The sequence below is a fragment of the Ruegeria sp. CK2 genome, from assembly GCF_056536585.1.
Genome location: NZ_JBQFPW010000004.1, coordinates 166,560 through 193,343, shown reverse-complemented (window position 1 = coordinate 193,343; position 26,784 = coordinate 166,560). Strand labels below are relative to the sequence as shown.

Sequence of the window (26,784 nt, the reverse complement as noted above, 5' to 3'; positions counted from 1 at the left end):
CTGACATGCAAGTTATCCTTCTAGAACGTGTTGCGAAACTGGGCCAGATGGGCGACGTCGTTGACGTGAAGCCTGGCTTCGCCCGCAACTTCCTGCTGCCCCAAGGCAAAGCGCTGAGCGCGTCCGAGGCCAACATCGCCTCGTTCGAAGCCCAGAAAGCGCAGCTTGAGGCGCGCAACCTGGAAACCAAGAAAGAAGCTGATGCACTGGCTGAAAAGCTGGACGGTCAGCAGTTCATCGTGATTCGCTCGGCTTCAGATTCCGGCGCTCTGTACGGTTCGGTCACCCCGCGTGATGCAGCCGACGCCGCCACAGAAGCAGGGTTCTCCGTCGACAAAAAACAGGTCGCCCTGATTGCTCCGATCAAGGATCTGGGTCTGCATACTGTCGCGGTTCGTCTGCACCCCGAAGTTACAGTCGAAATCAGCATGAACGTCGCCCGCTCGCAGGAAGAAGCCGAACTACAAGCGTCCGGAAAATCAATCCAGGAGCTGGCAGCTGAAGAAGAAGCCGCTGCTGAATTCGAGATCGCCGAACTGTTTGACGATATCGGCTCGGCCGCATCGGAAGACGAAGATCTGGCACCCGAAGCAACTCCGGCTGAAGAAGACGAAGCCAAGGCCTAATCGCCCTGACTTCTAAAATTTGAGGGTCGCGCAGCTTTTGCGCGACCTTTTTTTATGAGTGTTCGGGACGAGCAACATTTGGCCAGATTTTGACCATAAGCTTGCGGTTTGACATTCGATCCATATCATCATCTCGCGCAGCTTGGAGATCAACATGGCAGTATTCTCGCGTCGCCATCTTACAGCAATCTTGCTTATGGCCCCTTTGGCCGCCTGTGGCGGGGCAGAAGTGTCTCGCGGGGACCCGCAGACGTTTGATCCCCCACTCTATCCAAATGAAACTCCGGAATTGCGCGCCTCAATCAACAAATGGGCCGATCACTATGAGTTGCCGCGCGAATTGGTTCATAAACTGGCGATCCGTGAAAGCACGCATCGTCCTTGGGCCGTCAACCGCCCGTATTATGGCCTGCTGCAGATTTTACCCGCTACTGCACGCTCGATGGGCTACTCAGGCAATGCCGAGGGCCTGCTGAATGCAGATACAAACCTGGAATTTGCGGGAAAATACCTGCACGGCGCATGGCTTTTGTCCGATGGAAACCAACAACGGGCGATCTTTCTTTATGCGAAAGGTTTCTACCCCGAAGCTAAGGCCCGCGGCATGTTGGTGGAAACGGGTTTGAGGCCTGCGCCTTAGCGTTTTGAGCCCAAAACCTCTGGATTTGACCAGCAGCCAAGGCCACACAGTGATAAAAATGCTCTAATTACCTGATCCAGTATGGCGAAATGCATAGACAAATCGTGCGTCGCCTTGTCATGTTTTGAAAAGTGTGGTGTTCTCATCGCCGTGAGGTAAATGGGTTCCACTCTAAGGTAATGGCACGCTCGACGACACCATCGGGTTGCCGGATGGGCCGCAGCTGGTAGGCAACATATGGAAATTGTCGATCTAAGCACCCTACCGGACTCAGAAACTCGGTATACTGAGTTTCTGCGACAGATCTGTGAAAAACACGATATGGATCATGCGGCCTATGCTGGCATGAACCCAACTGCGGGCACCGTGGCTGGATATGTGACCTATGGCGATGAGTGGAAAGATCACTACCAGTCGCAAGGTCTGATTATGATAGACCCGACCATTCACATGAGCCGCCGCAGCATTGCCCCTGTAGACTGGAGCCGACTGGAACGCAGCCCCGATTTTCAGCGTGTTTTCAGGGACGCACATGATTTTGGCCTTCCAAGCCAAGGTGTCACGATCCCGGTGCGCGGTCCTTATGGTGACATTGGATTACTCAGCGCCACACGTGACTGCAGCAAGGAAGAGTGGCGTAAACTGTACACGCACGTCATAGGCGATCTGCAGTCGATGGCCGTGCACATTCACGACAACGTTGTTACCTCTGATGAGTTCACGAGCGCGCTTTATCATCCGACATTGTCCACCCGCGAAGCCGAGATTTTACAATGGGTGGCCGCTGGCAAGTCGCAACAGGATATCGGCGATATTTTGTCGATTTCGCACCGCACGGTAGAGGTTCATCTGCGTTCAAGCAGAGAGAAGCTAAGTGCCTTGACGACCCCGCAAGCAGTGGGTCGCGCAATAGCAATTGGCCTGATTACCCCAGGGTAACCTAAAAAATTTCTAAATTCCGCCTAAATACGGGAAACCCCCAATAGAAAAACCCCTTCAAAACGGTAACGTCTAGTTTACCGAACAACCACTCGAAGGGGGAAAGAAATGATCATCGTAGTTGATGGGCTGAACAGACACCTGTTTGGCGAGGTTCTTGACGAAATGTTTGAGTTGAGAGCAAGAGTATTTGGCGGGCGCCTGGGATGGGACGTCAAAATCGAAGATGGCAAAGAGATCGACGAATTCGATCATCTGGACCCGGCATATGTAATCGGACTCGACGACGGGGGGAATGTCGTCGCAGCCGTGCGTGCCCTACAGACCACTGGACCTCACATGTTGTCCGACGTGTTTTCCGCCATTCTGGACGGTGAAGCACCATTGCGCAGCGCAACCGTCTGGGAATCGACGCGCTTTTGTGTGGATACCCAACGCCTGAACCGCGGCAAGGACAAGAACTCGGTCGCTTATGCGACATCCGAGCTAATGATTGGGTCTCTGGAATATGCCAAGAATGCTGGCATTCAGGATATCATCACCGTGATTGATCCCGTGATGGATCGCGTTCTGAAAAGATCCGACAACGCACCCTACGACTATGTTGGGAAAAAAGTGCAGATGGGTAAAGTCCCGGCGCTCGCCGCGTTGCTAGATTGCTCAGACGAACGCATCTCACGAGTTAGAAACTTCGCTGACATTCACCACGATGTCTTCCTCGAAGAAGAACAGGCGTTGGAGCTGTTCGCAAGCCGGAAAGATGCGGAGCTTAGCCCTGCGAACCACGACCACAAACCACGAACAGACCTTGAGAAGTATTTCGTTGAGCAGATGAGTGCGGCGAAAAACGAAGCTGAAAGGCAAGATGTCTTAAAGCTGATCGAGGCACTGTCTCACACGTTCACGCCAGAGCAAAAGACCGCTCTGCTAAAGACCCCCCGTGCTTTTGCTCATGAGGCCTGACCCCCTCACCTCATAGTACAAAGCCACCCATGCGGAGTCGCCTAATTTCAGGCGGCTCCGCTTCTATTTGCGCCCCTTGACGGGGAGGAAGAGGATTATTCCTCTTCCAAATCCTCAACGGCTTTTTGCAGATCGTCTTTGCTAACTTCTTTGTCAGCCACCTGAGCCAGTTCGAAGACATAATCGACAACTTTGTCTTCAAAGATTGGCGCACGCAGCTGCTGTTGCATTTGAGCGTTCTGCTGGACAAACTCGAAGAACTGACGTTCCTGGCCCGGGTACTGGCGGGCTTGGTTCATGATCGCCTGGGTCATCTCGGCATCGGTCACTTCAACTTCTGCTTTCTGACCCAACTCAGCAAGCAGCAGGCCCAGACGCACACGGCGTTCTGCCAGTTTGTTGTGCTCATCCGTCGGCTCGATCGGATCGTGATCATGGCCTTCAACTTCGGGGTTTTCCTCGTGCCAAAGCTGATGTGCGATTTGCTTGGCTTCCGCCTCGACCAATGAGGGCGGCAGATCGAAGGACACTTTGGTGTCCAGCGCGTCCAGCAAGGCGCGCTTCATGACAGCGCGCGACGCACCTGCATATTCCGCTTCCAGCCGCTCCGAGATTTGCCCCTTCAGACCATCAAGATCTTCAGCGCCAAACTTCTTGGCCAACTCGTCATTCAGCTCTGCCGCGACAGGCTCCTTGACCTCTTTGATCGTGCAGCTGAATACGGCGTCTTTACCAGCCAGATGCTCGGCCTGATAATCCTCGGGGAAGGATACGTTAACGTCTTTTTCTTCCTCGGCTTTCACACCAACCAGCTGCTCTTCGAAACCAGGGATAAAGCTGTTCGAGCCGAGAACCAGCGGGTAATCTTCGGCCGATCCACCTTCGAATTCTTCGCCGTCGACCTTACCAACAAAGTCAAACACGATCTGGTCGCCGTCCTTGGCTTTCGAGCCCTTGCGGCGCGCTTTGAAATCCTGAGCAGTTTCGGCCAGGTTGTTCAGCGCTTCTTCAACGGCTGCGTCGTCGGCTTTGACCACCAGCTTTTCCAGCTCGACCGATTTCAGGTCAACTTCAGGGATCTCGGGCAGCGCCTCGTAGGACATCGCGACCTCAACGTCATCGCCTTCTTTCCAGTCCTCATTGGTCATCTTGACCTCGGGCTGCAGGGCCGGACGTTCGCCGCTGTCTTCGAAATGCTGGTTCATGGCACCGTCGATGGTTTCCTGCATCGCTTCGCCCAGAAGACGCTGGCCAAACTGCTTTTTCAGCAGCGCCATCGGCACCTTGCCTTTGCGAAAACCCTTCATCTCGACTTCAGGCTGTGCTTCGGTCAGTTTCTCGTTGACCTTATTGTCCAGCTCGGCCGCAGATACGGTGATGTTATAGCCGCGTTTCAGACCTTCGTTCAGCGTCTCGGTAACCTGCATTATGGTAGTCCCCATAGGATTCGGGGCGCGCAAAACGGCGCGCCAGGCAAATTTGACGCCTTCTATTTGTCCTGCCGTCTACGTGCAAGGGGCAACTGGCTAATCCGCCCTGTTTTAATGGGGTGTCAGACAAAAAAACGCCCCGGAACTGGCCGGGGCGTGTCTATGCAATCCCAGCCAGGATCAGAACCTCCAGCGCGCGCCCAAAACCCAGGCCTCGTTCTTGTCGAAAGACGTACCGTCATCAAAATCATGAGTCCGGTACTTCAGGTAGGCATCGGTGTTGATGCTGTCGATCCGCTGAACAACCGCGACGCCCCAGGACTTGGTGCTGGAGCCGTCGCTTTCAAAGTCGGAGCCATCGTAATAGTCGACACCAACCCCGGTTTTGCCCCAAGACACCCAATCGCCTTCGTAAGCAATCTTGCCATACCAGAAACTCGGGTCAGAAACGCCGACCTCTTCCTCATCACGGGTGCCTGCCGCAAAGGTAAAGCTTAACCCGCTGGGCATCAGCACCGAAGCTGACCCGATGGTGTCCTTGCGATCCCCGGAGTTATCGTCACGCGAGCGAACTGCGTAAGCAAGCGATGCCGCGAATTCGATACCTCCGGCAAACGTGGTCTCATAGCCGACGCCGACATCATAATAGTCATCGTCATCACTGCTGGACAAGATATTCTGACCATAGGCGATGCCAGCTGAGAACCCACTTAAGTCTGGCGTGTCATACCGCACACGACCACGGCGCGAACCGTCAAAGTTATCGCTGGAATCGCCGACTGTGATGTCACTCAAAACACCGTCCGTTCCGCGATAGAAAAAGCCCGAGTTTTCATCGTTGGTAAATGAATACAGCGCCGTTCCAACATAAGACAGGTCGGTCTCGGCCGCCCCATCCGACACCATACTGCCCTGGCCAGCCGAAACTTTACCCCAACTGCCTTTGAGACCGAAATCCACATGCCGAATATCCGAACGCGTCCAACCGCTAAAGTCGGTTCCCAATTGGTTCCATTCGGACGAGCTTGGCAACCCAAGCGCTGTTTCAAAACGGAATGTAAACTCATTGCTGCCAAACGGTTGCAACAGGCGCAAACCAACGCGGCTGTTCGAAATGGCATTGTCCAACAAACGGGTTTCTGTCTGCTGCCCGTCGTCGACGGATATGATTGCAGGGTTGAGCTGGCCGTATAACAGGACGTAGCCACCACTATTGTTTTCATATTTCAGCTCAGCCGCGGCGGGAAGTGCCGTTGTAGCGGCCAATACTGCGGTTATGGACGAGAGTTTTAGATTGAAGGTCATTTCACTCACCTTGAAAGATTCCGATTTCCGGTACTGCTCAGATGATTATAGATCGCGAGCGTTCCAGTGGTCGCTGATCCGTTCTAAGCTAGCATTGTATTTTCGCAACAAAAGAACGCGCAAGCTTTCGAAAAATGATTTCACTTACAGGTACTTATAACATCATACACGAGTCGGCGCAGAGTCGGACAAACAAATTGTGCCGTCGACCGAGATAACTGGTGAACACCTGCTATGCAGTAACGCACATAGGTGTCGCTTTCTGTTCAACGGGTTGAAACCCAGGCGTTTCTTGCTCAACGCGTTCAGGTACTTAACTGTTTGAAAACCTCTGGGAGCTGTTCCGGTAAATCTTCCGCAATCAGACCCGGACCAAAAAGCCGAGCGCATTCGACATGTAACCAAGCACCCGTTTCGGCAGCCTGCATCGGTGCGAACCCGCGCGCCAGCAATCCAGTGATGAACCCTGACAACACGTCGCCCGACCCTGCCGTCGCCAGCCAAGGTGCAGCCCGGTCATAATGTGCCGAATTGATCACGCACCGCCCGTCCGGTGCGGCAATGATAGTATCCGGCCCTTTGAACAGGATCACACACCCTGCCCGCACAGCAGCCTCTCGCGTGGCATCAACCTTGGAATAGGCCGGACCCTTGGTCGGAGTTGCAAGCAACTTCTCAGAGATATCGGGGAACAGCCGCGCGAATTCACCGCCGTGTGGGGTCAACACGCAATTCTCATGTAGTAAACCAAAGAGTACGTGGGGATCATCCGCAAACGCCGTCAACGCATCCGCATCCAGTACTGTTGAGCGTCTGGCCGCCAAAGCAACCGGTACCAAATCACGCGCCCTCTCCAGACCCAATCCGGGACCAAGGCAGAGAGCATTCAGCCGCTCATCCTGCAGCAAAGCGGACACCGCATCAGCGCCCTTGACCCGCTGTAACATGATGGCCGTCACCTGCGCCGCGACTTCCGTCTCCGCTTCCGGTGGAACAGCCAAGGTCACTAGTCCTGCCCCTATTCGCAGAGCACCCCGAGCCGACAGTCGCGCCGCGCCGGTTTTACCCGGCCCTCCGGTCAGGACGATTGCGTGTCCGTGCGAATACTTGTTGCTGTCCAAAGATTTTTCGGTGTCCTCCGATGGCCCAGTTAACAACTCAGCTGGGTAATCCTTCGTGCTTTCAGCCAGAGCGGAAGTTCCCTCACCACTATACAGAAGCTTCCTCACTTCATCGGTATCTTTCACACCAGAAGCAAACCCAAACAGCTTATTGAGATTCTCCTTGAGCTGGCGAAGACGGGCCGCTTCATTCAGTTCGTCCAAACCGATACTTTTGACACGAAGTGAGTTGAATGATGGGTTCCCCAGATAGTGTCCAAGGCGAGGGCGATGAAACGTCACACAGAGTTCTGTGTGCATAGCCCCGAACGTATCGTTTTCATCGGTTAGAAACCGCCCGCTATCACTGTCGTTACCGCTGGGCACATCCACTGACACCTGGTGCAGGAAACAAACGGGCATCTGCGAATGAAAACCCATCAGTTTGAGTTGAGCGTCTTTACTCAAAGGTCTCGTCAGCCCCGTACCGAACAACGCATCAACAACAACTCCTGTGTCTTCTGTATTCAGGGTAAGAAGATAGTCAGGCAATTCAGCAAGATAATCATTAACTGCTCCTAACTTGCACCAACGGTCATAATTTGTCCTCGCATCGGATGGCAGCTTGTTGGCATCTCCGTAGAGAAAAACCTCGACATTCCAGCCCCATTCTTTGAACAACCGGGCGACAACGAAACCGTCTCCACCATTGTTGCCGGGCCCGCAAAGCACAACCGCAATCCCCGTGGATTTCGCCAACTCTGGCCATTCCTCGAAAATCGCTTCGACAACGCCCTGCCCGGCCCGTTCCATCAGTTCCAGACCTGTCACCTGGCCGGACTCGATCGCCGCCTTTTCAATCGCCCGCATCTGCGCCGCTGTCAGCAATTCTGTCATCCCAAACCCCAACCCGATTCAATTTCGATTACTTTTTGTGCAAAACGACTAAAATTTCACCTGCCGATTGATTTCAGTACTTCCACCGCTGATCAATTCGGCAATCGCATTGCTGCACGATCTTAGACGTGATCACTGCCATTCTGACAACCATGCGAGGTGAGCCGGGATGAAAAAGATCGAAGCGATCATCAAGCCGTTCAAACTGGACGAAGTGAAAGAGGCATTGCAGGACGTTGGTGTCCAGGGCCTCAGCGTGATCGAAGTCAAGGGCTTCGGTCGTCAAAAAGGCCACACCGAATTGTATCGCGGTGCAGAATACGTGGTCGACTTCCTGCCCAAAGTAAAAGTCGAAGTCGTTCTGGACGACGATCAGGTGGATGCCGCAATCGAGGCAATTGTCTCGGCGGCCAAGACAGACAAAATCGGTGACGGCAAGATTTTTGTCTCGCCAGTTGAACAAGCCATCCGTATCCGCACCGGTGAGACCGGCTCGGACGCGCTGTAATTGAACAATCTCAAATCAGAGGAACCAAGAGAATGAGCAAGGACGCAGTTCTTCAGCTGATCAAGGACGAAGGCGCAGAATATGTCGACGTTCGTTTCACCGACCCGCGCGGCAAGCTGCAGCACGTGACCCTGATGGCCGATCAGGTTGACGAGGATTTTCTGGAAGAAGGCTTCATGTTCGATGGCTCGTCCATCGCCGGCTGGAAGTCGATCGAAGCATCCGACATGAAGCTGATGGTCGATACGGACAGCGCCTATGTCGATCCGTTTTATGCAGAAAAGACCATCTGCGTGCATTGCTCGGTCGTCGAACCCGACACCGGCGAAGCCTACGAACGTGACCCGCGCGGTACCGCACAGAAAGCCGAGGCATACCTGAAGTCCTCGGGTATCGGCGACGCAGCATACTTTGGTCCTGAAGCAGAATTCTTCCTGTTCGACGACGTCCGTTTCTCGAACAGTATCAACAAGGTATCCTACGAAGTTGATGCGACAGACGCATCGTGGAACACCGACACCGAATACGAGATGGGCAACATGGGTCACCGTCCGGGCGTCAAGGGCGGCTACTTCCCGGTCAACCCGATCGACGAAGCGCAAGACCTGCGTTCAGAAATGCTGTCAACCATGAAGCGTCTGGGCATGAAAGTCGACAAACACCACCACGAAGTTGCTTCGTGTCAGCACGAACTGGGACTGATCTTCGACAGTCTGACCAAACAGGCCGATGAGCTGCAGAAGTACAAGTACGTCATCCACAACGTCGCGCATGCTTACGGCAAATCGGCCACCTTCATGCCAAAGCCGATCGCAGGTGACAACGGCACCGGCATGCACGTCAACATGTCGATTTGGAAGGAAGGCAAGCCGCTGTTTGCGGGCGATAAATACGCTGATCTGTCGGATGAAGCCCTGTGGTTCATCGGTGGTGTTCTGAAACACGCCAAGACCCTGAATGCCTTCACCAATCCATCGACCAACAGCTACAAGCGCTTGATCCCTGGCTTCGAGGCCCCCGTTCTGCGCGCCTACTCGGCCCGTAACCGGTCGGGTTGTGTCCGTATTCCATGGACCGAAAGCCCCAAGGCCAAGCGCGTCGAGGCCCGTTTCCCCGATCCGGCCGCGAACCCTTACCTTGCGTTTGCTGCTCTGCTGATGGCCGGTCTGGACGGTATCAAGAACAAGATCGATCCGGGCGAAGCCATGGACAAGAATCTCTACGATCTGCCTGCCGAGGAATTGGCCGACATCCCAACCGTTTGCGGCAGCCTGCGCGAAGCTCTGGAAGCTCTGGCATCCGATCACGACTTCTTGCTGCAAGGCGACGTGTTCACCAAAGACCAGATCGACGGCTACATCGCATTGAAGATGGAAGAAGTCGAAACCTACGAGCACACGCCGCACCCTGTAGAATACGGAATGTACTACAGCTGCTAAGCAATAGGCTTTTCGAAGACTTGAATGGGCGCCGTTGGTTCGGCGCCCTTTTTCCGTTTGATAACAAGTCGAAAGCAATCACCTTGACTGGCACGCCCGAACGTCGGAGCCTTTACCCGAGAAACCGCGATCGAAACTCTGGGAGAGTTCCATGCGCCTGATGCTAAAATTCACAATCCCGGTCGAAAAGGGCAACCAAGCCGAAAAAGACGGAACCCTTGGGCAGGCGATTGCCGCCTTGGTTAAAGATGTTAACGCGGAAGCGGCCTATTTTGCGCTAGAGGGCGGCAAACGGATGGGCATCGTTATCTTCGAAGAAAACGACCAAGCCCGCATGCCCGTAGTCAACGAACCGCTATTTGCGGCCCTTGACGCTTCGATCGAAATTCAACCTGTTCTAACCGCAGATGATTTGCAGCGTGGATTGTAAAGTTATCAATCCGTACCGGGCTGCGTCGGCTGGATGCAAACCGGCCAGTTGATCTGGGCTCGATGCTCAAAAGGAAAATGCTCATGCTACGTTTCGCCTCTCTCATTGCCTGTGCACTTGTACTGCCATTGGGCGCGCTGGCCGCCCCTTGCGGCAATACCAGCGCTGGCTTCGAGGCGTGGAAAGCCGATTTCGCCAAGCAAGCGCGCAGATCGGGTGTGAAAAAGAAAGGACTGCAGGCTCTTGCGCAAACCCAGTACGCAACACGCACGATTGCTGCAGACCGCAATCAAAAAAGCTTCAAATACTCGCTGGACAAGTTCATGCAAGTGCGTGGGGCCAATACTATCGTAGCGCAAGGGCGCAAACGCAAAGCTCGGAACCCGCAATTCTACGCTGCTCTTGAACGGCAATATGGCGTCCCCGCGGGCGTGCTGATTGCCATTCACGGCATGGAAACCGGCTTTGGGAACTTCATGGGAGATAGTCAGGTTGTGTCAGCAATAACCACTCTGGCCTATGATTGTCGCCGATCCGAGTTCTTTGTTCCGCACGCGATTGGTGCCTTAAAGCTGGTCGATCAGGGCAGCATCACAATGGCAACAAAGGGGGCAAAACATGGCGAGCTGGGCCATACACAATTCCTGCCCGGCAACGCACTTACGTATGGAGTCGATGCCACCGGCGACCGGCAAGTGGACTTTTACAACATGACCGACGCGCTGGCCTCGACCGCGAATTTCCTGCGTAAGAAGGGCTGGAAACCCGGTCGTGGCTATCAGCAGGGGCAGCCGAATTTCGCGGTGATTCAGCAGTGGAATGCGGCGACGGTTTACCAGCAATCCATCGCGATTATGGCCGCCCGAATCGACGGGTGAACGCGCCATGGTTCTGAGCGCCCAAAAACTCAATTCAGCCACATTCTCGCCATAGTGGCGAACAAAGCCCTTAGTTTCATGGTTTCCAAAGCGTAATCAATCTTTGTATTTTTTGTTTTTTTTGCATTTATTGCCAAATTCTCCCCCAGATCGACCGTTAGAATGATCTTCCAGACGAAATGCGATAAGGGACAAAGCAGTGGCTCGGAAGAACAGCTACCATGGCGGCCTGCAATTCGACGGCGACACTGAAGGCGCGATCGAGCGGTTCGGCACAATCGTCGCCGCAACGCTGGAAGATTACGGCCATCTGGTCGAGCGTAAAGCGTTGCTGAGCGAAACAGAGGCCAGCATCGTATCCAGCCAGTATATGGTGCGTTTGTCTCTGGATACTGATACCGGTGACGAAGAAGACCGTTATGAGCGTATGGACCGTGCTGCCGGATTGAAGACAATCGTAAGACCCTATGTCTCAAGCCCCCGAAACAGGATGGCTATCACGGTTACACCCGTATCCCCGCTTATGGACGACGCCGAAGTGTCCGAACTGATGCTCGTGGTCATCCTCTACCGTATGGTTGATATCTGTTCGACCCGACGTGTCGAGTGGCTGTCGCCTCATACCGTTCTGACGATCGAACAGTTCATGAGCGCGTTTGACACCCTGGCTCCAAGCCGACAGCGTGACAGAAAGCAGATCTTTAGGTCTGTGACAGGTCAGTTCGCCGGATTGGACATCGCTGACCCTGATATTGAAGAAACCGATTCCCCGGAAACAGCACCTCGACCTATTCAATTGTCTGACGAGCAACTTCTGAGTATCGCCTTCCGGACGGAAGAGCAGGAGCCTGCCGCAGTCCACACCCACGCCACGACCGAGGAAGATGATCCCGAACGGCCAAGCGATGTGTTGCGGCTAAGCAGCTGGTGCGTGACAGGTGTTATTGCCAGCGTGTCGACCCCGATCGCAATGTCCATGGCCGCAGTCAATCTGATTCGCGGCGAGGATTTTCGTCTGAACACTCAAGTCCTGGTCTTTACGGTCGCCATCGTCGCATTGAATGCCAGCAATGCGTTTGCCGATGTTGCCGTCGTGCTGGGCATGTAAGCAAACTACCCAAGACCCTCCTAGGAGGCCCCGCCGTCAGGCGGGGTTTTCCATTTCTGGCAGGCTGTCAGCGGCCAGAACACAAGTATGGATCGAAAACACAACTGCGCCTGTTTCTGGCAGGCGCAACAATGTCTGCCGCTCGCTGCGCAGGTAAGATGTGGTAGCACGGTCGCGAGTTTTGCGCGGCTCCCTGGCACTACGGGGCTGAAAAAGTTCAGGGTCCTCATACCATAAAACATTGAACCGCCAGAGCGGCCGATCCGGCCGAATACCGTCAAACAGTCGCTGTACCCGCCGGGCAATATCGCCATCATAGCTGGCGACCGGCACATGAATATCAACAAGCGGTCGCATAAATTTCTCTGACAATCGCCAACTGGCTGGAAAGCAGAGGATCGCCCCTGTCAAAACATGTTCATCACCCTGCTTTTGCAGAATACAGAAATCCTCCTGCACCAATCTGCAGAGCGTTTCCAAAGGCTCAGTCCGATCGATACGAACCGTCACCCCATCTGGTCGCTGTGCATGATCGATGGCCCCCGGATAGGCTTGGGTCAAAACCAGATCCAAAAGCTCCCGCGCTGCGGGTTCTGCTTCTCGTCTCAACGCCAGAACTTCGTCGCGCCGTTCATCCAGTAATGCTTCTCGCCGCTGCATCTGCGCCGCAAAGGCATCATCCTGATGCAGCCACGTTTCCATTTGGGCCGGTTGAACGCCCGGCAAGGCACGCGGACTGAACGGGTCGTAGGGGATTTTTTCCTGCAAAATGATAGCCATAGACCTGATTTATCATGTGCTGAGCTTGGTGTCGGTCAAAAAGCGACAACCAGATCGTCGCATTTTTCTCAGACGGGGTATTGATGAATCCGCAGGCTTGACCAGCAAGCAGGGAGGCTAGCTGTGAACCATCACTATCGGGATACCCGCAAGATTGATCCAACCCGAGGCGACACATTGGGTGATGGCACTCCCAATGATAACGACCGGATCGAAATCGGGCCGCCTCAACTGGCCTTTGATGAATGGGCGGCTGCCGGGCTGGTGCTTCCCAACCTTGAACGGATGCGGGAATACCGTTGGAAACGGTTGACACAAGCCGTGGTTGATCGCGGCTATGGCGGGTTGCTGATGTTTGATCCCTTGAACATCAGATACGCCACAGACAGCACCAATATGCAGCTATGGAATACCCATAACCCATTCCGGGCGGTGCTGTTGTGCGCCGATGGCTATATGGTGATCTGGGACTACAAAAAGTCTCCGTTCCTTTCCACATTCAACCCTCTGGTGCGCGAGCAACGCTCGGGCGCTGATCTTTTCTATTTCGACCGGGGCGACAAAACGGATGTAGCGGCCGATGTATTCGCGAACGAGGTGCGTGCACTGATCGATACGCATGGCGGAGGCAACAAACGGCTGGCGGTGGACAAGATCATGCTGCACGGGTTGCGCGCGCTCGAGTCGCAAGGCTTTGAAATCATGGAAGGCGAAGAAGTTACCGAGAAGACACGCGCCGTGAAAGGTCAGGACGAAATTCTGGCAATGCGCTGCGCCAGCAACGCCTGTGAAACTGCGGTGGCCGAAATGGAGAGATTCGCACGCGCCAATGTCGGAGACGGCAGAACTTCCGAAGACGACATTTGGGCGATTTTGCATTCCGAAAACATCCGTCGTGGCGGCGAATGGATAGAAACCCGGTTGCTATCCTCGGGCCAGCGCACAAACCCATGGTTTCAGGAATGCGGCCCACGGATCACCCAGCAAAATGAAATCATTGCGTTTGATACGGACCTGATCGGCTCGTATGGAATTTGCGTCGATATTTCCCGCACGTGGTGGATTGGAGACCGAAAGCCCCGCCCTGACATGATCTACGCCATGCAACATGCACATGAACACATCATGACCAATATGGAGATGTTGAAACCCGGCGTGATGATCCCCGAACTGACGGCGAATACGCACAAACTTGACGACAAGTTTCAGGCACAGAAATACGGTTGCCTGATGCACGGTGTAGGCCTGTGCGATGAATGGCCGTTGGTGGCTTACCCCGACAAGGCTGTTGCTGGTGCCTATGATTATCCGTTGGTGCCGGGGATGGTGTTGTGCGTCGAGGCTGCTGTTGGCGAGGTCGGAGGGGATTTTTCAATCAAACTGGAAGATCAGGTCCTCATTACCGAGGATGGCTATGAGAACCTGTCCAAGTATCCGTTTGACGCCCAACTAATGGGTCTTGAGTGAGGCGGGAACCTCAATTCGGCCAGTTAGACCGCCGGACATTGCCATGCCAGTCTTCGATGTCCACGCTTGTCTGGCTCGTCGTGTTGGAATCAGCGACAGGCCAAGCCTGACCAAGGGCAAATCCCAATGCGCCCGTCATCAATATCGCGATCAATGTTCCAAGACGCATCCGAGACGCTTGGGGTGCTAAAGCTGTATGTGTCATCTGAGCCTCCTAAGTAAATCGACTACAAAGCCAAGATGGGTTCGAGCGTTAAATTAGTGAAACGAATGTTTGTTCGGGAAAGCATCATATTTTGTGATATTTATCATGAAGCGGCTTTTGGCACCGGACGAGGCTAAGCTTCGCTGTTATGCGTTTTCCAAGTCCCAGTCAAAATTACCTTCACACTCCTCACCTTCCCGTTACGCCTTTGACATAAGGGTTGTGACACGCCGGGGTAGCCCACAGTATTGAGCGTGCTTCCCCCAGCAAACCAAGGAGCCGATATGCCCACGGAACGCATTACTTTTGCCGGACATGACGGCAGCCAGCTGGCCGCGCGCCTTGACCTGCCCGACGGACCCGTGCTGGCCACAGCTTTGTTTGCACATTGCTTTACCTGTTCCAAAGACATCCCCGCCGCGCGGCGTATCTCTGCACGGTTGGCGGCCATGGGTATAGCTGTATTACGGTTCGATTTCACCGGACTCGGCCATTCCGGAGGCGAGTTTGCGAACACGACTTTCACATCAAACGTCGAAGACCTGATTTCAGCAGCTCAGTTTTTGGCAGGGCGAAACATGGCCCCTGCCCTTTTGATCGGTCATTCTCTGGGCGGCGCTGCTGTCTTGCGAGCGCGGGCGGGCATCCCGTCGATCAAAGCCGTCGTAACCTTGGGTGCACCAGCAGATCCCGGTCATGTGTCCCATCATTTCGAAGCAGCGTTGCCGCAAATTCAAAAGGAAGGAAGCGCCGAGGTTGCACTTGGCGGGCGTCCTTTCCGAATTGGCAAGGCGTTTGTAGATGATATCTCAGAGGCCGCATTGACACCTGCAATCGAGGATCTCAAAGCCGCATTGCTGGTCTTACACGCCCCGCGCGATGAAACCGTAAGTATCGACAATGCCGCTGCGATTTTTATGGCCGCGAAACATCCCAAAAGCTTCGTCACCCTCGATGACGCCGATCACCTGATTACGCGTGCCGCTGACGCAGAGTATGCGGCAGATGTCATCACTGCGTGGGTGTCGCGTTACGTAAGCCTGTCGCCACCTGCCCCGCCGCCGGGCGCACCAGAAGGGGTCGTGCGGGTCACCGAAGCAGACCCAACCGGCTTCTTACAGGACATCCAAGCTGGCCCGAGCCATCACGCAGTCGCAGATGAACCCGTGTCTTATGGCGGAACGGACCGGGGCATGTCCCCCTATGGCTTTGTCTCGGCCGGACTGGGAGCCTGCACCTCGATGACCATCCGCATGTATGCCCGCCGAAAGCGCTGGCCTCTGAACAGCGTGAGTGTCGATGTGTGTCATGACAAAGTTCATGCACAGGATGCCGGACTGGCAAATGAAGGCAAAGTCGACCAGTTCCGCCGCAAAATTCGGCTGACCGGGCCACTGGATCAGGAACAGCGCGCACGTCTGTTAGAGATTGCGGACAAATGTCCTGTACACCGAACGCTGGAAGGGTCTGCGCATATTACAACCGAACTGCTCCCCTGAGCGCACCACTGTTGGCGTTTCAAGAACAGTTCTAGTGCTCAGGGCGACGATCAACGGATCGGCTGCGGTATCGATCTACAAGCGCAGACCATGCCAACACAGCGTCCAGCGCAAAGAAAAGCCCGCACCTGGATTACTCCAAGCGCGGGTTTGTTTTTTGCAAAAATCAGGGATTACGTGCGGGCGTTACCTACCAATTTCCACAAGCCCGGGATCAGCAGTGCCGCAAGGCCCAGCTTGATCGCATCACCGACGAGGAACGGCGTCAGACCCCATTCCAGGATCGGCTTGTCCCAGCCGTACAGCTGACCCAGCCACAAGAGGCCAGGTACGTAGATCAGTACGTTCGCCAGCACCAGCGCAAGTGCCATCTTACCGACCGAGCGGTCCCAACCGCGCGCGGCCAATGCGCCCAGCATTGCGGTTGCCAGCACGTAGCCGACCAGATAGCCGCCCGTGCCGCCCATCATATAGGTCAGGCCAAACTTCTCAGCTGATGAGCCTGCAAAGACGTCAAAGCCAAGCGCGCCGATTAGAAGGTAACCCATCATGGTGACCAGACCCAGACGTGCACCATAAGCGGTACCGATGGTCAAAACGGCAAAGGTGCCCATCGTAATCGGAACCGGCCACATCGGCACTTTGATTTTGGCAGCTACGGCCAGAGCGACAATGCCCAGTGCAACCAGAACCACCTGTTTGACGCGCAGCGCCGTTCCTTCACGCGGGCCAAATGCGTTGGCCAGTACGTTTGCATTCATGTTATTTCTCCCTAAACGGACCGAGATTCTGCGACAGGAATGCCCTGCCCGCGCCGCATCTGCAAGATGATTACGCTATCGCAGCATATATTCCGTGTGCATTTCGTAGGATTTTCGCGGCCCGGACACGGTCCAGCGCACATTCCAACGCGGCCATGTCGAAAAATCGTAGGCCGCGTCGTAGCTGTCGGGCGGGCAATAATGGTGATCTTCGGCTTTTACCACACCCAGCTTCAACGCATGGAAATACCGACCGTCGTCAAAGTGAATTTCGATGTGATCGCCCCCGTCACGCCATAGGTATCGACGTGTGCCGGTCATTTCCGGCTGTCCCGGAATGCGCAGCTTCACCTGTTCATCATAGATCAATCCGCCATCTGTCTGGCGCAGATCTGCCTGACCTATAGCCTGCACGATCTGCCCAGCCCTTGCGTCCCGAATGATGCGTGTCAGGTTCCAACGCCCTTCAAAATCAGACATTCGGCTTGGCAGGCTCACTTGTCGTAGGTTCCGTCAGTTGTCGCACCGGCATCATCAACGAAACGTATGGTATCTCCGCTTTTCTGAACGTCGTAGCAGGCCCAAAGATCCGAAGGCGGCCAGAGCGAGCAATAACGATCCTCGCGCACGGCCCAGCGGCCCGAACTGGGACGTCCCGAATAGTACTGCGTCAGCATAGTGTCGTCGAAGGTCTGCCAGATACCTTCGCCATAAGTAAGCTTGTGGCCGGACAGTGCCGCAAGGATCTCATCGCCGGACAGTTTGCGAAACTCTTCCGCTGCCAGAAATCCGGGCCAGATCGCCAAAATCAGGGCAAACCGTCTCATTCGTGAACTCGCGCCTTGTTCCCTTGAGCGCGTGCGTTTAAACCCCGCGCCATCGCCTCATGCCAAATCACAAAAAGGTGCCGCTGCCAATGATTCCACGTTATTCCCGCCCCGACATGGTCGCCATCTGGTCGCCCGCGACCAAGTTCCGCATCTGGTACGAGATTGAGGCCCATGCCTGCGATGCGATGGCGGATCTGGGTGTCATCCCGCGCGAAAATGCCGATGCCGTGTGGAAGGCCAAGGACGTGGAGTTCGACGTGGCGCGTATCGACGAGATTGAGGCCGTCACCAAACACGACGTCATCGCCTTCCTGACGCATCTGGCCGAGCATGTGGGCAGCGACGAGGCACGTTTCGTTCACCAGGGCATGACCAGCTCGGACGTGTTGGACACCTGCTTCAACGTGCAACTGACCCGCGCCGCTGACATTCTGATCGCCGATCTCGAAGGTCTGCTGGCTGCTCTGAAGCGCCGCGCAATCGAACACAAAGAAACGATACGCATCGGCCGAAGCCATGGTATCCACGCCGAACCCACCACCATGGGGCTTACGTTCGCCCGCTTTTACGCAGAGATGGATCGCAACCTGTCCCGCATGCGCGACGCCCGCTCCGAAATTGCAACTGGTGCGATCAGCGGTGCGGTCGGCACCTTCGCCAATATCGATCCGCGCGTCGAGGAACATGTCTGTGATCAACTGGGGCTAGTGCCCGAGCCAATCAGCACGCAGGTCATCCCGCGCGACCGACATGCCGCCTTCTTTGCGACGTTGGGCGTTATCGCCAGCAGCATCGAAAACGTCGCCACCGAAATCCGCCACATGCAGCGGACCGAGGTTCTGGAGGCCGAAGAGTTCTTCTCAAAAGGTCAAAAGGGCTCGTCCGCAATGCCGCATAAGCGTAACCCGGTTCTGACCGAAAACCTGACCGGCCTGGCCCGTCTGGTGCGCATGGCCGTCGTGCCTGCGATGGAGAACGTGGCTCTCTGGCACGAGCGGGACATTTCGCATTCGTCAGTCGAGCGCAACATCGGCCCTGACGCGACCGTCACGCTGGATTTCGCCCTGTCGCGACTCACTAGTGTCATCGACAAGCTGGTCGTCTACCCCGACAACATGTTGGCTAACATGAACAAGTTCCGCGGTCTGGTCATGAGCCAGCGTGTGCTGCTGGCCCTGACCCAAGCGGGCGTCAGCCGCGAAGACGCCTATCGTCTGGTTCAGCGCAACGCGATGAAAGTTTGGGAAGAAGGCAAGGATTTCAAAACCGAGCTTCTGGGTGACGCGGACGTGATTGCTGCGCTGAGCCCCGAGGAAATCGAAGAAAAATTTGACCTCGGCTATCACACCAAACATGTCGACACGATTTTCGCACGTGTATTCGGCGAATAGGCACCCTTTTTAAGTGTCCTGTCGGGCCCGGATGCTGTCCGGGCCCTGATTTTTTGCCAGGTCGGCAAAAGTGCGTTACCCTCAACCGGCATTTTCCTTGAGGGAGAACCACCATGGTCCGAACCATATTGTGCTCATTCGCGCTTGTGTGCTTGGCGTCCGCCAGCCTCGCCTGCAGTGGCCATTCCAAGCAAACGCAATCCTGCGCTCCGGGCGCTTCGTGGGACAGTGAATCCCAAAGCTGTCAAAAAACCGTTAATAGCTGACATTTTTTTGTCCGCATTGTGAATAGAATCCACCGATCCGGTGTTAGCTTTTTAGATGATCACACTATGATTTCTAAAGCAGCCCCGAGAACGGAGTAGGAAAATGCGCCTCGTATTAGTTTCAGCAATTGCACTTCAAGCCTTTGCCTTTGCCCCAGTTGTTCACGCCGCAGGTGGCGACAGCAACCCACCAAAACCGACCAACACAACCAAGAAATGCCTGTTTGGACGCGTCTTCGACGAAGCGGCAGGCCGGTGTGTCAAGCCGAACAAAAGCAATTTCACCGAAGATCAACTGTACGATGCAGTGCGCGAACTCGCCTATGACGGTCAGTACGTAAACGCCCAGGACATTCTGCGGGTCATGGACCAGGACGACGATCGCGTCCTGACGTATTGGGGTTTCACCTACCGTAAGATGGGCGAACTGGAACTGGCCAACGCATTCTACGAAAATGCCATCACGACCAATCCAGACAACATCCTTGCCCGCAGTTATATGGGACAGGGCTTTGTTTCAGAAGGCAAAACCGAACTTGCGATTGAACAGTGGCGCGAAATCAAAGCGCGTGGTGGCGAAGGAAGCTGGGCCGAAGCGTCTCTGCGCGAAGCGATCCGGACCGGGCTGACATACAGCTACTAAGCTTTAGCCTTTCTTTACCCGACTCTCCGTATTCTGCCTGTGGAACTCATATTGGCACCGCAGGCAGATGCAGGACACAAACGCACTAGTACAAATGGTGCCGGGGGCAAAACCTCCGGCCGTCGATGGGGATGGCACCGCAGCCCAGGTTGTTCCCCGCACGCTCAACGCCCGGCAAAAGGCGGCAATTGTTGTGCGGCTTTTGTTGAACGAGGGCGCAGATATCCCATTGGAAGATCTGCCCGACGATTTGCAGGAAAAGCTGACACGCCAATTGGGCGAGATGGGCCTTGTGGACCGCGTCACCTTGGACTCGGTGGCCCAAGAGTTCGGAGATGCCTTGGACAATATTGGTCTGTCGTTTCCGCATGGGCTTGCCGGTGCTTTGGACGCGATCAATGGCAAGATTGCTCCGGCGACCGCCGCCCGATTGCGCAAAGTTGCGGGAGTGCGCCAGATCGGTGACCCATGGCAGCGCCTCCGCGAGATCCCGGCCGAGGATCTGGCGGCCATGGCACAGGCCGAAAGCACCGAAGTCGCGGCCGTGATATTGTCCAAACTGGAGACTGCGAAGGCCGCTAAATTGCTTGGCCTTCTGCCCGGGCCGGTCGCCCGTCGGATTACGTATGCCGTTGCCAAAACAACCAATGTGACGCCCGAAGCTGTCGAACGTATCGGCTGGTCTCTGGCAGCACAGCTGGATCAGCGGCCAGCGCAGGCGTTTACCGATGGCCCTGGGGCTCGCGTCGGGGCGATCCTTAATCAATCCGCCTCAACAACCCGCGATGGTCTGCTGACAGCGTTGGATGAAGAAGATTCAGAATTCGCCAGTGTCGTGCGGCAGTCGATCTTCACATTTGCTCATATCTCAAGCCGCATCGTGGCCCGCGACGTGCCCGCGGTTCTCAGAGAGGTGGATCAACCCGTTCTGGTGACCGCTTTGGCCGGGGCTGCGGCGGATGATGACAAGATATCGGTCGAGTTTTTGCTATCCAGCATGTCCTCGCGCATGGCCGACAACATTCGGGAAGAAATCGCTGAGCGCGGTCGTGTCAAGCAATCAGAAGCGGAAGATGCGATGACACAGATCGTTGGTGCCATTCGAGATATGGTTGACGAGGGGACAATTTCCTTGATTGAAACGGATAACGACGACGAGGAAAATTAAACTTGGCTACAGTGGCTTAGTCGAATTCCTCGCTTGCTTTGTAAGCTCAGAACTCACCCCGAAAGTGGGCGCTTGAGGTTGCGCGCGCCGGGCTATATGTCTGGTTCAGCAATTCGCAACACGCGGTGAGACGCCTCAATGCCCGTCGAAAAGTCGGAGCTCAGCAGATTTGAGCTTGGTAAATACTATGTCGCCAGTTTGTTCCTCAAAGGGGTCATTGGCGCAATGCGGATGCTGCCCTATGAGCGGCGCGTCGCGACGATGGGGGCGATCATGCGTGGCCTTGCACCTGTCGTGGGATTTCGCACACGTGTGCGCCGAAACCTGAAACTGACCTGCCCGGACCTGACCGAAGCTGAAGTCAAACAGATTAGCCGTGATGTTCCAGACAATGCCGGTCGCGCGATCATGGAACATTTCTCACCCGAGGATTTCACAGAACGCCAAAAGACTGCAAAAATCTCTGGCCCGGGCGTTGCCGCCTTTGACGCTGCCCTGGCCGAAGGCCGACCGGTCATGATGATCACCGCCCATTTCGGGCACTATCTTGCGGCGCGAATAGCGTTGCAGGCACACAGCGGTCAGCCTATTGGCTGCCTTTTCCGTCGGATGGCCAACCCGTATTTCAATGAAGCTTATGTCGAGGCGTTCTACAAAACCGGCACGCCAATGTTCGAACAGGGGCGTCGTGGCATGGTCGAAATGGTCCGGACGCTTAAAAAGAACGGTGTCATTGCGATCGTTTCGGACCTTCATGCGCAGGGCGGAGAAGAGCTGATGTTCTTCGGGAAACCGGCGGTGACATCTGTGCTAAATGCAGAGCTGGCAATCAAGTATAACGCAGTGATGATCCCGTGCTATGCCATTCGCCAGCCCAACGGTATCGATTTTGAGATCATGCTGCATGACCCCGTCGAACATAGTGATCCCAAAACAATGACGCAGTTCATCACTGACGATCTTGAAAAGATGGTTCGTCAGCATATGGGGCAATGGTTCTGGGTTCATCGTCGCTGGAAGAACTGGAATGGCCTTGGCGTGCAGCCCGAGGATATGCCCTGATCATTTCACGCGAGTCGCCGCCACAATTGGGCCGTGACCAGTCTCTTGAATCAGTACAACCGCAGGCATTTCCGTAGGAAGATCTGCTGAGAATTGCTGCACAGTCCGCCCATCCCATTGACCTGCGATCTGCCAGTTCTCAACGACATTGGCATAGTCCAACTCGTGCCCAGCCAGTTCACCACGTCTGATCGACGCATGGCGCATTGGGGAGTACTGAACGATCCGAACATCGTAAACCGCCCCTGCTGGCAGCTGGGCAGGCGTGACGCCCACAACCACTTCATTTTCTGTCCGAACGGCTGTCACTGACGCTTCAGGTTTGGCCTTCTGATGAGTGTCAATCAACTGATTCAATTGGCGGAACTTGGCGCCCACGATGTCATGTTGGCCATTAACGACCATTTGCGGCGTGTAAATCATGGACCGACCGCCCTGCCGGGCATAGGCGCGCTGACGCAAGGTGTGATCTGGGTCTGCAAATTCGTCTTTCCACCCAATGTAGTCCCAATAGTCCACATGCAGCGCCAGTCCGATCACGTCATCGCGTTTGACCAGATCATGCATGATTCTGTCTGCTGGTGGGCAGGAGGAGCATCCTTGTGAGGTGAACAGCTCGATCACGACGGGATCATCTTCGGCTGCGGCGGACCAAGCAAGGAGGATGGAAAAGACGGCGGTCGTGGCGGCGGCTCTGAACATGATGTATCCCGAATGAAAGGGTTGAGTGACAGAAATAAACTCTTTGCCGCTCAACAACCAATCAAGGTTTCTTGAGGCTATGTTGCTCCGCCCCAACTGAAATGTGTGCAATGGTATACAAAAATTGCCGCAGTTTAGCTGTTCCTCCTTGAACCAGCGGCATTGGTGATGCAGATAACCTTCAGCGAATCCCAAAATCCAAGTCATTTGAGAGGGAGGCCACAGATGCCCATCAAAGTCGGACAGGATACCGCCAAAACACGCCGCAGCCTGAGCGTGAATGGCAAATCCGTTTCTTATTACTCGATCCCCGCCGCGCAAGAGGCCGGTCTGGGCGATTTCTCGAAACTCCCCGCCGCTCTCAAGGTCGTGCTGGAAAATATGTTGCGGTTCGAGGATGACGGGTTTTCCGTCTCGGTCGACGACATCAAGGCCTTTGCCGAATGGGGCGCCAATGGCGGTAAGAACCCGCGCGAGATCGCGTATCGCCCGGCCCGCGTGCTGATGCAGGACTTCACCGGCGTTCCGGCCGTTGTGGACCTTGCCGCGATGCGCGACGGCATCAAGGGGCTGGGTGGTGACGCGCAGAAGATCAACCCGCTGAACCCGGTCGATCTGGTCATTGACCACTCGGTGATGATCGATGAATTCGGCAACCCGCGCGCGTTCCAGATGAATGTGGACCGCGAATACGAACGGAACATGGAACGCTACCAGTTCCTGAAATGGGGCCAGAACGCGTTCAATAACTTCCGCGTTGTACCCCCTGGCACGGGCATCTGCCATCAGGTGAACCTGGAGTATCTGGCCCAGACCGTCTGGACCGACACCGACCAGAACGGCGAAGAAGTCGCCTATCCCGATACGCTGGTCGGCACCGACAGCCATACCACTATGGTAAACGGCATGGCCGTTCTGGGTTGGGGTGTTGGCGGGATCGAGGCCGAGGCCGCGATGCTGGGTCAACCGATCTCGATGCTGATCCCAGAGGTTGTCGGCTTTGAACTAACCGGCGCGATGGTCGAAGGCACCACAGGGACTGACCTTGTCTTGAAGGTAGTTGAGATGTTGCGCGAGAAAGGCGTTGTCGGGAAATTCGTCGAATTCTACGGGAGTGGTCTGGATACTCTGCCGTTGGCTGACCGCGCGACCATCGCCAATATGGCGCCGGAATACGGCGCGACCTGCGGTTTCTTCCCGATCGACGGCGAAACGCTGCGCTACATGCGCAATACCGGCCGGGACGAAGATCGAATTGCTCTGGTTGAGGCCTATGCCAAGGAAAACGGGTTCTGGCGTGGCGCGGATTATGCGCCGATCTACACTGACACATTGTCGCTGGATATGGGTACCATCGTTCCAGCGATCTCGGGCCCTAAACGCCCTCAGGATTATGTGGCGCTGACAGACGCCAAGGCTGCTTTCACCAAAGAAATGGCCGAAACGTTCAAGCGTCCCATGGGCAAGGAAGTCGCTGTCAAAGGCGAAGACTACACCATAGATTCTGGCAAGGTCGTGATCGCGTCGATCACATCCTGTACGAATACCTCGAACCCATACGTGATGATCGGCGCCGGTCTGGTGGCGCGCAAAGCGGCTGCTTTGGGCCTCAACCGGCAACCCTGGGTGAAAACCTCGCTGGCGCCGGGTAGCCAGGTTGTGTCCGCCTATCTTGAGGCCGCTGGCCTGCAGGAAGATCTGGACAAGATCGGCTTCAACCTGGTCGGCTATGGCTGCACCACCTGCATCGGCAACTCAGGGCCCATTCAGACCGAGCTCTCTGAGGCAATTGCCGAGGGTGATCTGGTTGCCACCGCAGTTCTATCCGGCAACCGGAACTTCGAAGGACGTATCTCGCCTGATGTACGCGCCAACTATCTGGCCTCACCTCCGCTGGTCGTGGTTTACGCGCTGGCCGGGACACTGGACATCGATCTGACGTCGGAACCGATCGGTACCGATAAAAACGGCAATGATGTCTATATGAAAGACATCTGGCCGACCCAGAAGGAAATCGCAGATTTGGTCGAAGCGACCGTGACTCGCGAAGCGTTCCAAACGAAATATGCTGACGTCTTCAAAGGGGATGAAAAGTGGCAAGAGGTCGAGGTTCCCCAACAGGAAACCTATGACTGGCCGCCAACCTCGACCTACATCCAGAACCCACCCTATTTCCAGGGTATGGGCCCTGAGCCGGGCACGATCTCGAACATCGTGGGCGCCAAGGTTTTGTTGATTCTGGGTGACATGATCACCACCGACCATATCTCACCCGCGGGGTCCTTCGCGACGACAACTCCGGCAGGTAAATACCTGATCGACCGTCAGGTTCAGCCGCGCGAGTTCAACTCCTATGGGTCGCGCCGAGGCAATCACGAGATCATGATGCGCGGCACGTTCGCCAACATCCGTGTCAAAAACGAGATGCTGGACGGTGTCGAAGGTGGTTATACCAAAGGCCCCGACGGCAAGCAGACCTCGGTCTATGAGGCATCGATGGCCTACCAGGATCAGGGCACGCCTCTGGTGGTGTTTGGTGGCGAGCAGTATGGTGCGGGGTCGTCGCGTGACTGGGCGGCCAAGGGTACCGCGTTGTTGGGCGTCAAGGCCGTGATCGCCGAAAGCTTTGAGCGTATACACCGCTCGAATCTGGTTGGTATGGGTGTCATCCCGTTCGAATTCACCGGTGGTGACACGCGCAAATCTCTGGGCCTAACGGGGGACGAAACCGTTTCGATCCATGGTTTGGATTCGATCGAACCGCTGCAGGAAGTTCCGTGCACGATTACCTATGCCGACGGGGCAGAGACGACCATTCAACTGAAGTGCCGGATCGATACCGCACCCGAGATCGAGTACATCGAAAACGGCGGCGTGCTTCACTACGTTCTGCGCAATCTGGCCAAGGCCGGCTAACGCGATCAAAAATTGGCACAAAAAAGGGCGCTCAGGTGAGTGCCCTTTTTTGGAGATGCGGCCCCTTACCAAACACTTTTTCAACGTGGCGACATTGCCTTCCGGTCGAATTGACGGTTTGGTGCCCCTATGAAAAAAGTTGCTCTGATCACAGGTGGTGCTCGCGGCATCGGACGCGCAATTGTCGAAGACCTGAGCCGCGATCATCGCGTTGCCTTCACCTGGCTTTCGACCGAACCGGACAATTCTCTTGTTGGCGATGATCTTCTGGCCATCCAGTCCGATCTGACGGAAGCAGGTCAGGCTGAAAAGGTTGTCGATCAGGTGATCGATCGTTTCGGCCAAGTGGATGTCATTGTGAACAATGCGGGCCTTGTGCGATCCACACCGAAAGAGGATTTCCGAGCCGAAGAACATAGGGCAATGCTCGACCTCAACCTGTTGGCACCGGCCGCCTTATTGGCGGCTGCATTGCCTCACCTGAAACGCGGTGCGTCGCTAGTCAGCATCTCGTCGATGAACGCCGTATTGCCACCCAAAGATGCCGTTACATATGGTGCCAGCAAAGCGGCCCTGAACCTTTGGACCCGCGGGATGGCCAAAGAACTCGGCCCGTCAGGCATCCGGGTGAACGCCATTGCTCCGGGCGCAATCAACATCCCCGAAGCGCCACGACCCGAGGAGCTGACCGCGCTGTTTGTGAAAGACACTGCGCTTGGTCGGGCCGGGACGCCCGAAGATATCGCCAAGGTCGTGCGGTTTCTCGCTTCAGATGCTGCTGGTTTTGTAACCGGAGAAGTCTTGGGCGTAACGGGCGGCTATCGGCTCTAG

General features: G+C 55.4%; 26 protein-coding genes. 17 read left to right on the top strand and 9 right to left on the bottom strand.

All coding sequences use genetic code 11. The features are described 5' to 3' along the window. Positions 1-5: 5 nt before the first annotated feature. The 4 genes from rplI (at position 6) to ACR0BU_RS08625 (ending at position 3,168) form a co-directional block, all read left to right on the top strand. Entirely contained in the window at positions 6-626 is a 621-nt protein-coding gene (gene rplI, locus ACR0BU_RS08640; protein WP_299887200.1) for a 50S ribosomal protein L9, read from the top strand. Positions 627-780: 154 nt separating this feature from the next. After that, the gene (locus tag ACR0BU_RS08635; protein WP_480736842.1) at positions 781-1,266 is read left to right on the top strand and encodes a transglycosylase SLT domain-containing protein; all 486 of its coding nucleotides are present in this window, start codon (positions 781-783) and stop codon (positions 1,264-1,266) included. Positions 1,267-1,503: 237 nt separating this feature from the next. Further along, complete coding sequence (locus ACR0BU_RS08630; protein WP_298936111.1) at positions 1,504-2,205, top strand: autoinducer binding domain-containing protein; 702 nt, start codon at positions 1,504-1,506, stop codon at positions 2,203-2,205. Positions 2,206-2,313: 108 nt separating this feature from the next. After that, positions 2,314-3,168, top strand: coding sequence for an acyl-homoserine-lactone synthase (locus tag ACR0BU_RS08625; protein ID WP_298936112.1), 855 nt, complete (start codon positions 2,314-2,316; stop codon positions 3,166-3,168). Positions 3,169-3,263: 95 nt separating this feature from the next. Here the strand turns inward: ACR0BU_RS08625 and tig are convergent, their stop codons facing one another. The 3 genes from tig to ACR0BU_RS08610 all read right to left on the bottom strand — a co-directional run bounded on the left by tig (position 3,264) and on the right by ACR0BU_RS08610 (position 7,900). Continuing rightward, positions 3,264-4,595: a trigger factor gene (tig, locus tag ACR0BU_RS08620; protein WP_298936168.1), complete on the bottom strand. Its 1,332-nt coding sequence runs from the start codon at positions 4,593-4,595 to the stop codon at positions 3,264-3,266. A 183-nt stretch (positions 4,596-4,778) separates the two neighbouring features. Continuing rightward, the gene (locus ACR0BU_RS08615) at positions 4,779-5,903 is read right to left on the bottom strand and encodes a porin (RefSeq protein ID WP_298936113.1); all 1,125 of its coding nucleotides are present in this window, start codon (positions 5,901-5,903) and stop codon (positions 4,779-4,781) included. 305 nt (positions 5,904-6,208) lie between these two features. Continuing rightward, the gene (locus tag ACR0BU_RS08610; protein WP_480736841.1) at positions 6,209-7,900 is read right to left on the bottom strand and encodes an NAD(P)H-hydrate dehydratase; all 1,692 of its coding nucleotides are present in this window, start codon (positions 7,898-7,900) and stop codon (positions 6,209-6,211) included. 169 nt (positions 7,901-8,069) lie between these two features. Here ACR0BU_RS08610 and ACR0BU_RS08605 point away from each other — a divergent pair, with 169 nt between their 5' ends. The 5 genes from ACR0BU_RS08605 to ACR0BU_RS08585 all read left to right on the top strand — a co-directional run bounded on the left by ACR0BU_RS08605 (position 8,070) and on the right by ACR0BU_RS08585 (position 12,263). Next, positions 8,070-8,408 carry a P-II family nitrogen regulator gene (locus tag ACR0BU_RS08605; RefSeq protein ID WP_050602105.1) on the top strand — a complete coding sequence of 113 codons (339 nt, stop codon included), beginning with the start codon at positions 8,070-8,072 and terminating at the stop codon, positions 8,406-8,408. Positions 8,409-8,440: 32 nt separating this feature from the next. Continuing rightward, complete coding sequence (gene glnA / locus ACR0BU_RS08600) at positions 8,441-9,847, top strand: type I glutamate--ammonia ligase (protein ID WP_298936115.1); 1,407 nt, start codon at positions 8,441-8,443, stop codon at positions 9,845-9,847. A 151-nt stretch (positions 9,848-9,998) separates the two neighbouring features. Beyond that, a complete protein-coding gene (locus tag ACR0BU_RS08595) occupies positions 9,999-10,277 on the top strand; it encodes a hypothetical protein (protein ID WP_480736840.1) in 279 nt (92 codons plus the stop codon). Between the two features lie 83 nt (positions 10,278-10,360). After that, positions 10,361-11,155 (top strand): lytic murein transglycosylase, encoded by a 795-nt coding sequence (locus ACR0BU_RS08590; RefSeq protein WP_298936117.1) that lies wholly within the window; start codon positions 10,361-10,363, stop codon positions 11,153-11,155. Positions 11,156-11,354: 199 nt separating this feature from the next. Continuing rightward, positions 11,355-12,263, top strand: coding sequence for a hypothetical protein (locus ACR0BU_RS08585; RefSeq protein ID WP_480736839.1), 909 nt, complete (start codon positions 11,355-11,357; stop codon positions 12,261-12,263). A gap of 36 nt (positions 12,264-12,299) precedes the next feature. On the opposite strand, the gene ACR0BU_RS08580 is transcribed toward ACR0BU_RS08585, so the two are convergent. Further along, positions 12,300-13,043 carry a heme-dependent oxidative N-demethylase family protein gene (locus tag ACR0BU_RS08580; RefSeq protein WP_480736837.1) on the bottom strand — a complete coding sequence of 248 codons (744 nt, stop codon included), beginning with the start codon at positions 13,041-13,043 and terminating at the stop codon, positions 12,300-12,302. A gap of 123 nt (positions 13,044-13,166) precedes the next feature. On the opposite strand from ACR0BU_RS08580, the gene dddP reads away from it, so the two are divergent. Then, positions 13,167-14,510, top strand: coding sequence for a dimethylsulfonioproprionate lyase DddP (gene dddP, locus ACR0BU_RS08575; protein WP_480736836.1), 1,344 nt, complete (start codon positions 13,167-13,169; stop codon positions 14,508-14,510). A 10-nt stretch (positions 14,511-14,520) separates the two neighbouring features. Here the strand turns inward: dddP and ACR0BU_RS08570 are convergent, their stop codons facing one another. Next, positions 14,521-14,715 carry a hypothetical protein gene (locus ACR0BU_RS08570; protein ID WP_298936123.1) on the bottom strand — a complete coding sequence of 65 codons (195 nt, stop codon included), beginning with the start codon at positions 14,713-14,715 and terminating at the stop codon, positions 14,521-14,523. 284 nt (positions 14,716-14,999) lie between these two features. Between ACR0BU_RS08570 and ACR0BU_RS08565 the strand changes: the two genes are divergently transcribed. Beyond that, positions 15,000-16,214 (top strand): bifunctional alpha/beta hydrolase/OsmC family protein, encoded by a 1,215-nt coding sequence (locus ACR0BU_RS08565; protein ID WP_298936124.1) that lies wholly within the window; start codon positions 15,000-15,002, stop codon positions 16,212-16,214. 173 nt (positions 16,215-16,387) lie between these two features. Here ACR0BU_RS08565 and ACR0BU_RS08560 read toward each other — a convergent pair whose 3' ends face one another. From ACR0BU_RS08560 to ACR0BU_RS08550, 3 genes are all read right to left on the bottom strand, one after another. Beyond that, positions 16,388-16,975 carry a biotin transporter BioY gene (locus ACR0BU_RS08560; protein WP_480736835.1) on the bottom strand — a complete coding sequence of 196 codons (588 nt, stop codon included), beginning with the start codon at positions 16,973-16,975 and terminating at the stop codon, positions 16,388-16,390. A 75-nt stretch (positions 16,976-17,050) separates the two neighbouring features. Then, a complete protein-coding gene (locus ACR0BU_RS08555) occupies positions 17,051-17,455 on the bottom strand; it encodes a DUF6314 family protein (RefSeq protein ID WP_480736834.1) in 405 nt (134 codons plus the stop codon). 14 nt (positions 17,456-17,469) lie between these two features. Next, positions 17,470-17,802 carry a hypothetical protein gene (locus ACR0BU_RS08550; protein ID WP_299076195.1) on the bottom strand — a complete coding sequence of 111 codons (333 nt, stop codon included), beginning with the start codon at positions 17,800-17,802 and terminating at the stop codon, positions 17,470-17,472. Between the two features lie 89 nt (positions 17,803-17,891). On the opposite strand from ACR0BU_RS08550, the gene purB reads away from it, so the two are divergent. The 4 genes from purB (at position 17,892) to ACR0BU_RS08530 (ending at position 22,335) form a co-directional block, all read left to right on the top strand. Beyond that, a complete protein-coding gene (purB, locus tag ACR0BU_RS08545; RefSeq protein WP_298936169.1) occupies positions 17,892-19,196 on the top strand; it encodes an adenylosuccinate lyase in 1,305 nt (434 codons plus the stop codon). A gap of 369 nt (positions 19,197-19,565) precedes the next feature. Continuing rightward, positions 19,566-20,105: a tetratricopeptide repeat protein gene (locus ACR0BU_RS08540; protein WP_299887171.1), complete on the top strand. Its 540-nt coding sequence runs from the start codon at positions 19,566-19,568 to the stop codon at positions 20,103-20,105. 67 nt (positions 20,106-20,172) lie between these two features. Further along, entirely contained in the window at positions 20,173-21,273 is a 1,101-nt protein-coding gene (locus ACR0BU_RS08535; protein WP_480736833.1) for a flagellar motor switch protein FliG, read from the top strand. 138 nt (positions 21,274-21,411) lie between these two features. Next, positions 21,412-22,335, top strand: coding sequence for a lysophospholipid acyltransferase family protein (locus tag ACR0BU_RS08530; RefSeq protein ID WP_480736832.1), 924 nt, complete (start codon positions 21,412-21,414; stop codon positions 22,333-22,335). Here ACR0BU_RS08530 and ACR0BU_RS08525 read toward each other — a convergent pair whose 3' ends face one another. Further along, positions 22,336-23,037 carry a DUF1223 domain-containing protein gene (locus tag ACR0BU_RS08525; protein WP_480736831.1) on the bottom strand — a complete coding sequence of 234 codons (702 nt, stop codon included), beginning with the start codon at positions 23,035-23,037 and terminating at the stop codon, positions 22,336-22,338. Positions 23,038-23,262: 225 nt separating this feature from the next. Here ACR0BU_RS08525 and acnA point away from each other — a divergent pair, with 225 nt between their 5' ends. Both acnA and ACR0BU_RS08515 read left to right on the top strand, forming a co-directional pair. Then, positions 23,263-25,953 (top strand): aconitate hydratase AcnA, encoded by a 2,691-nt coding sequence (gene acnA / locus ACR0BU_RS08520; RefSeq protein ID WP_480736829.1) that lies wholly within the window; start codon positions 23,263-23,265, stop codon positions 25,951-25,953. Positions 25,954-26,082: 129 nt separating this feature from the next. Continuing rightward, complete coding sequence (locus tag ACR0BU_RS08515; RefSeq protein WP_480736827.1) at positions 26,083-26,784, top strand: SDR family NAD(P)-dependent oxidoreductase; 702 nt, start codon at positions 26,083-26,085, stop codon at positions 26,782-26,784.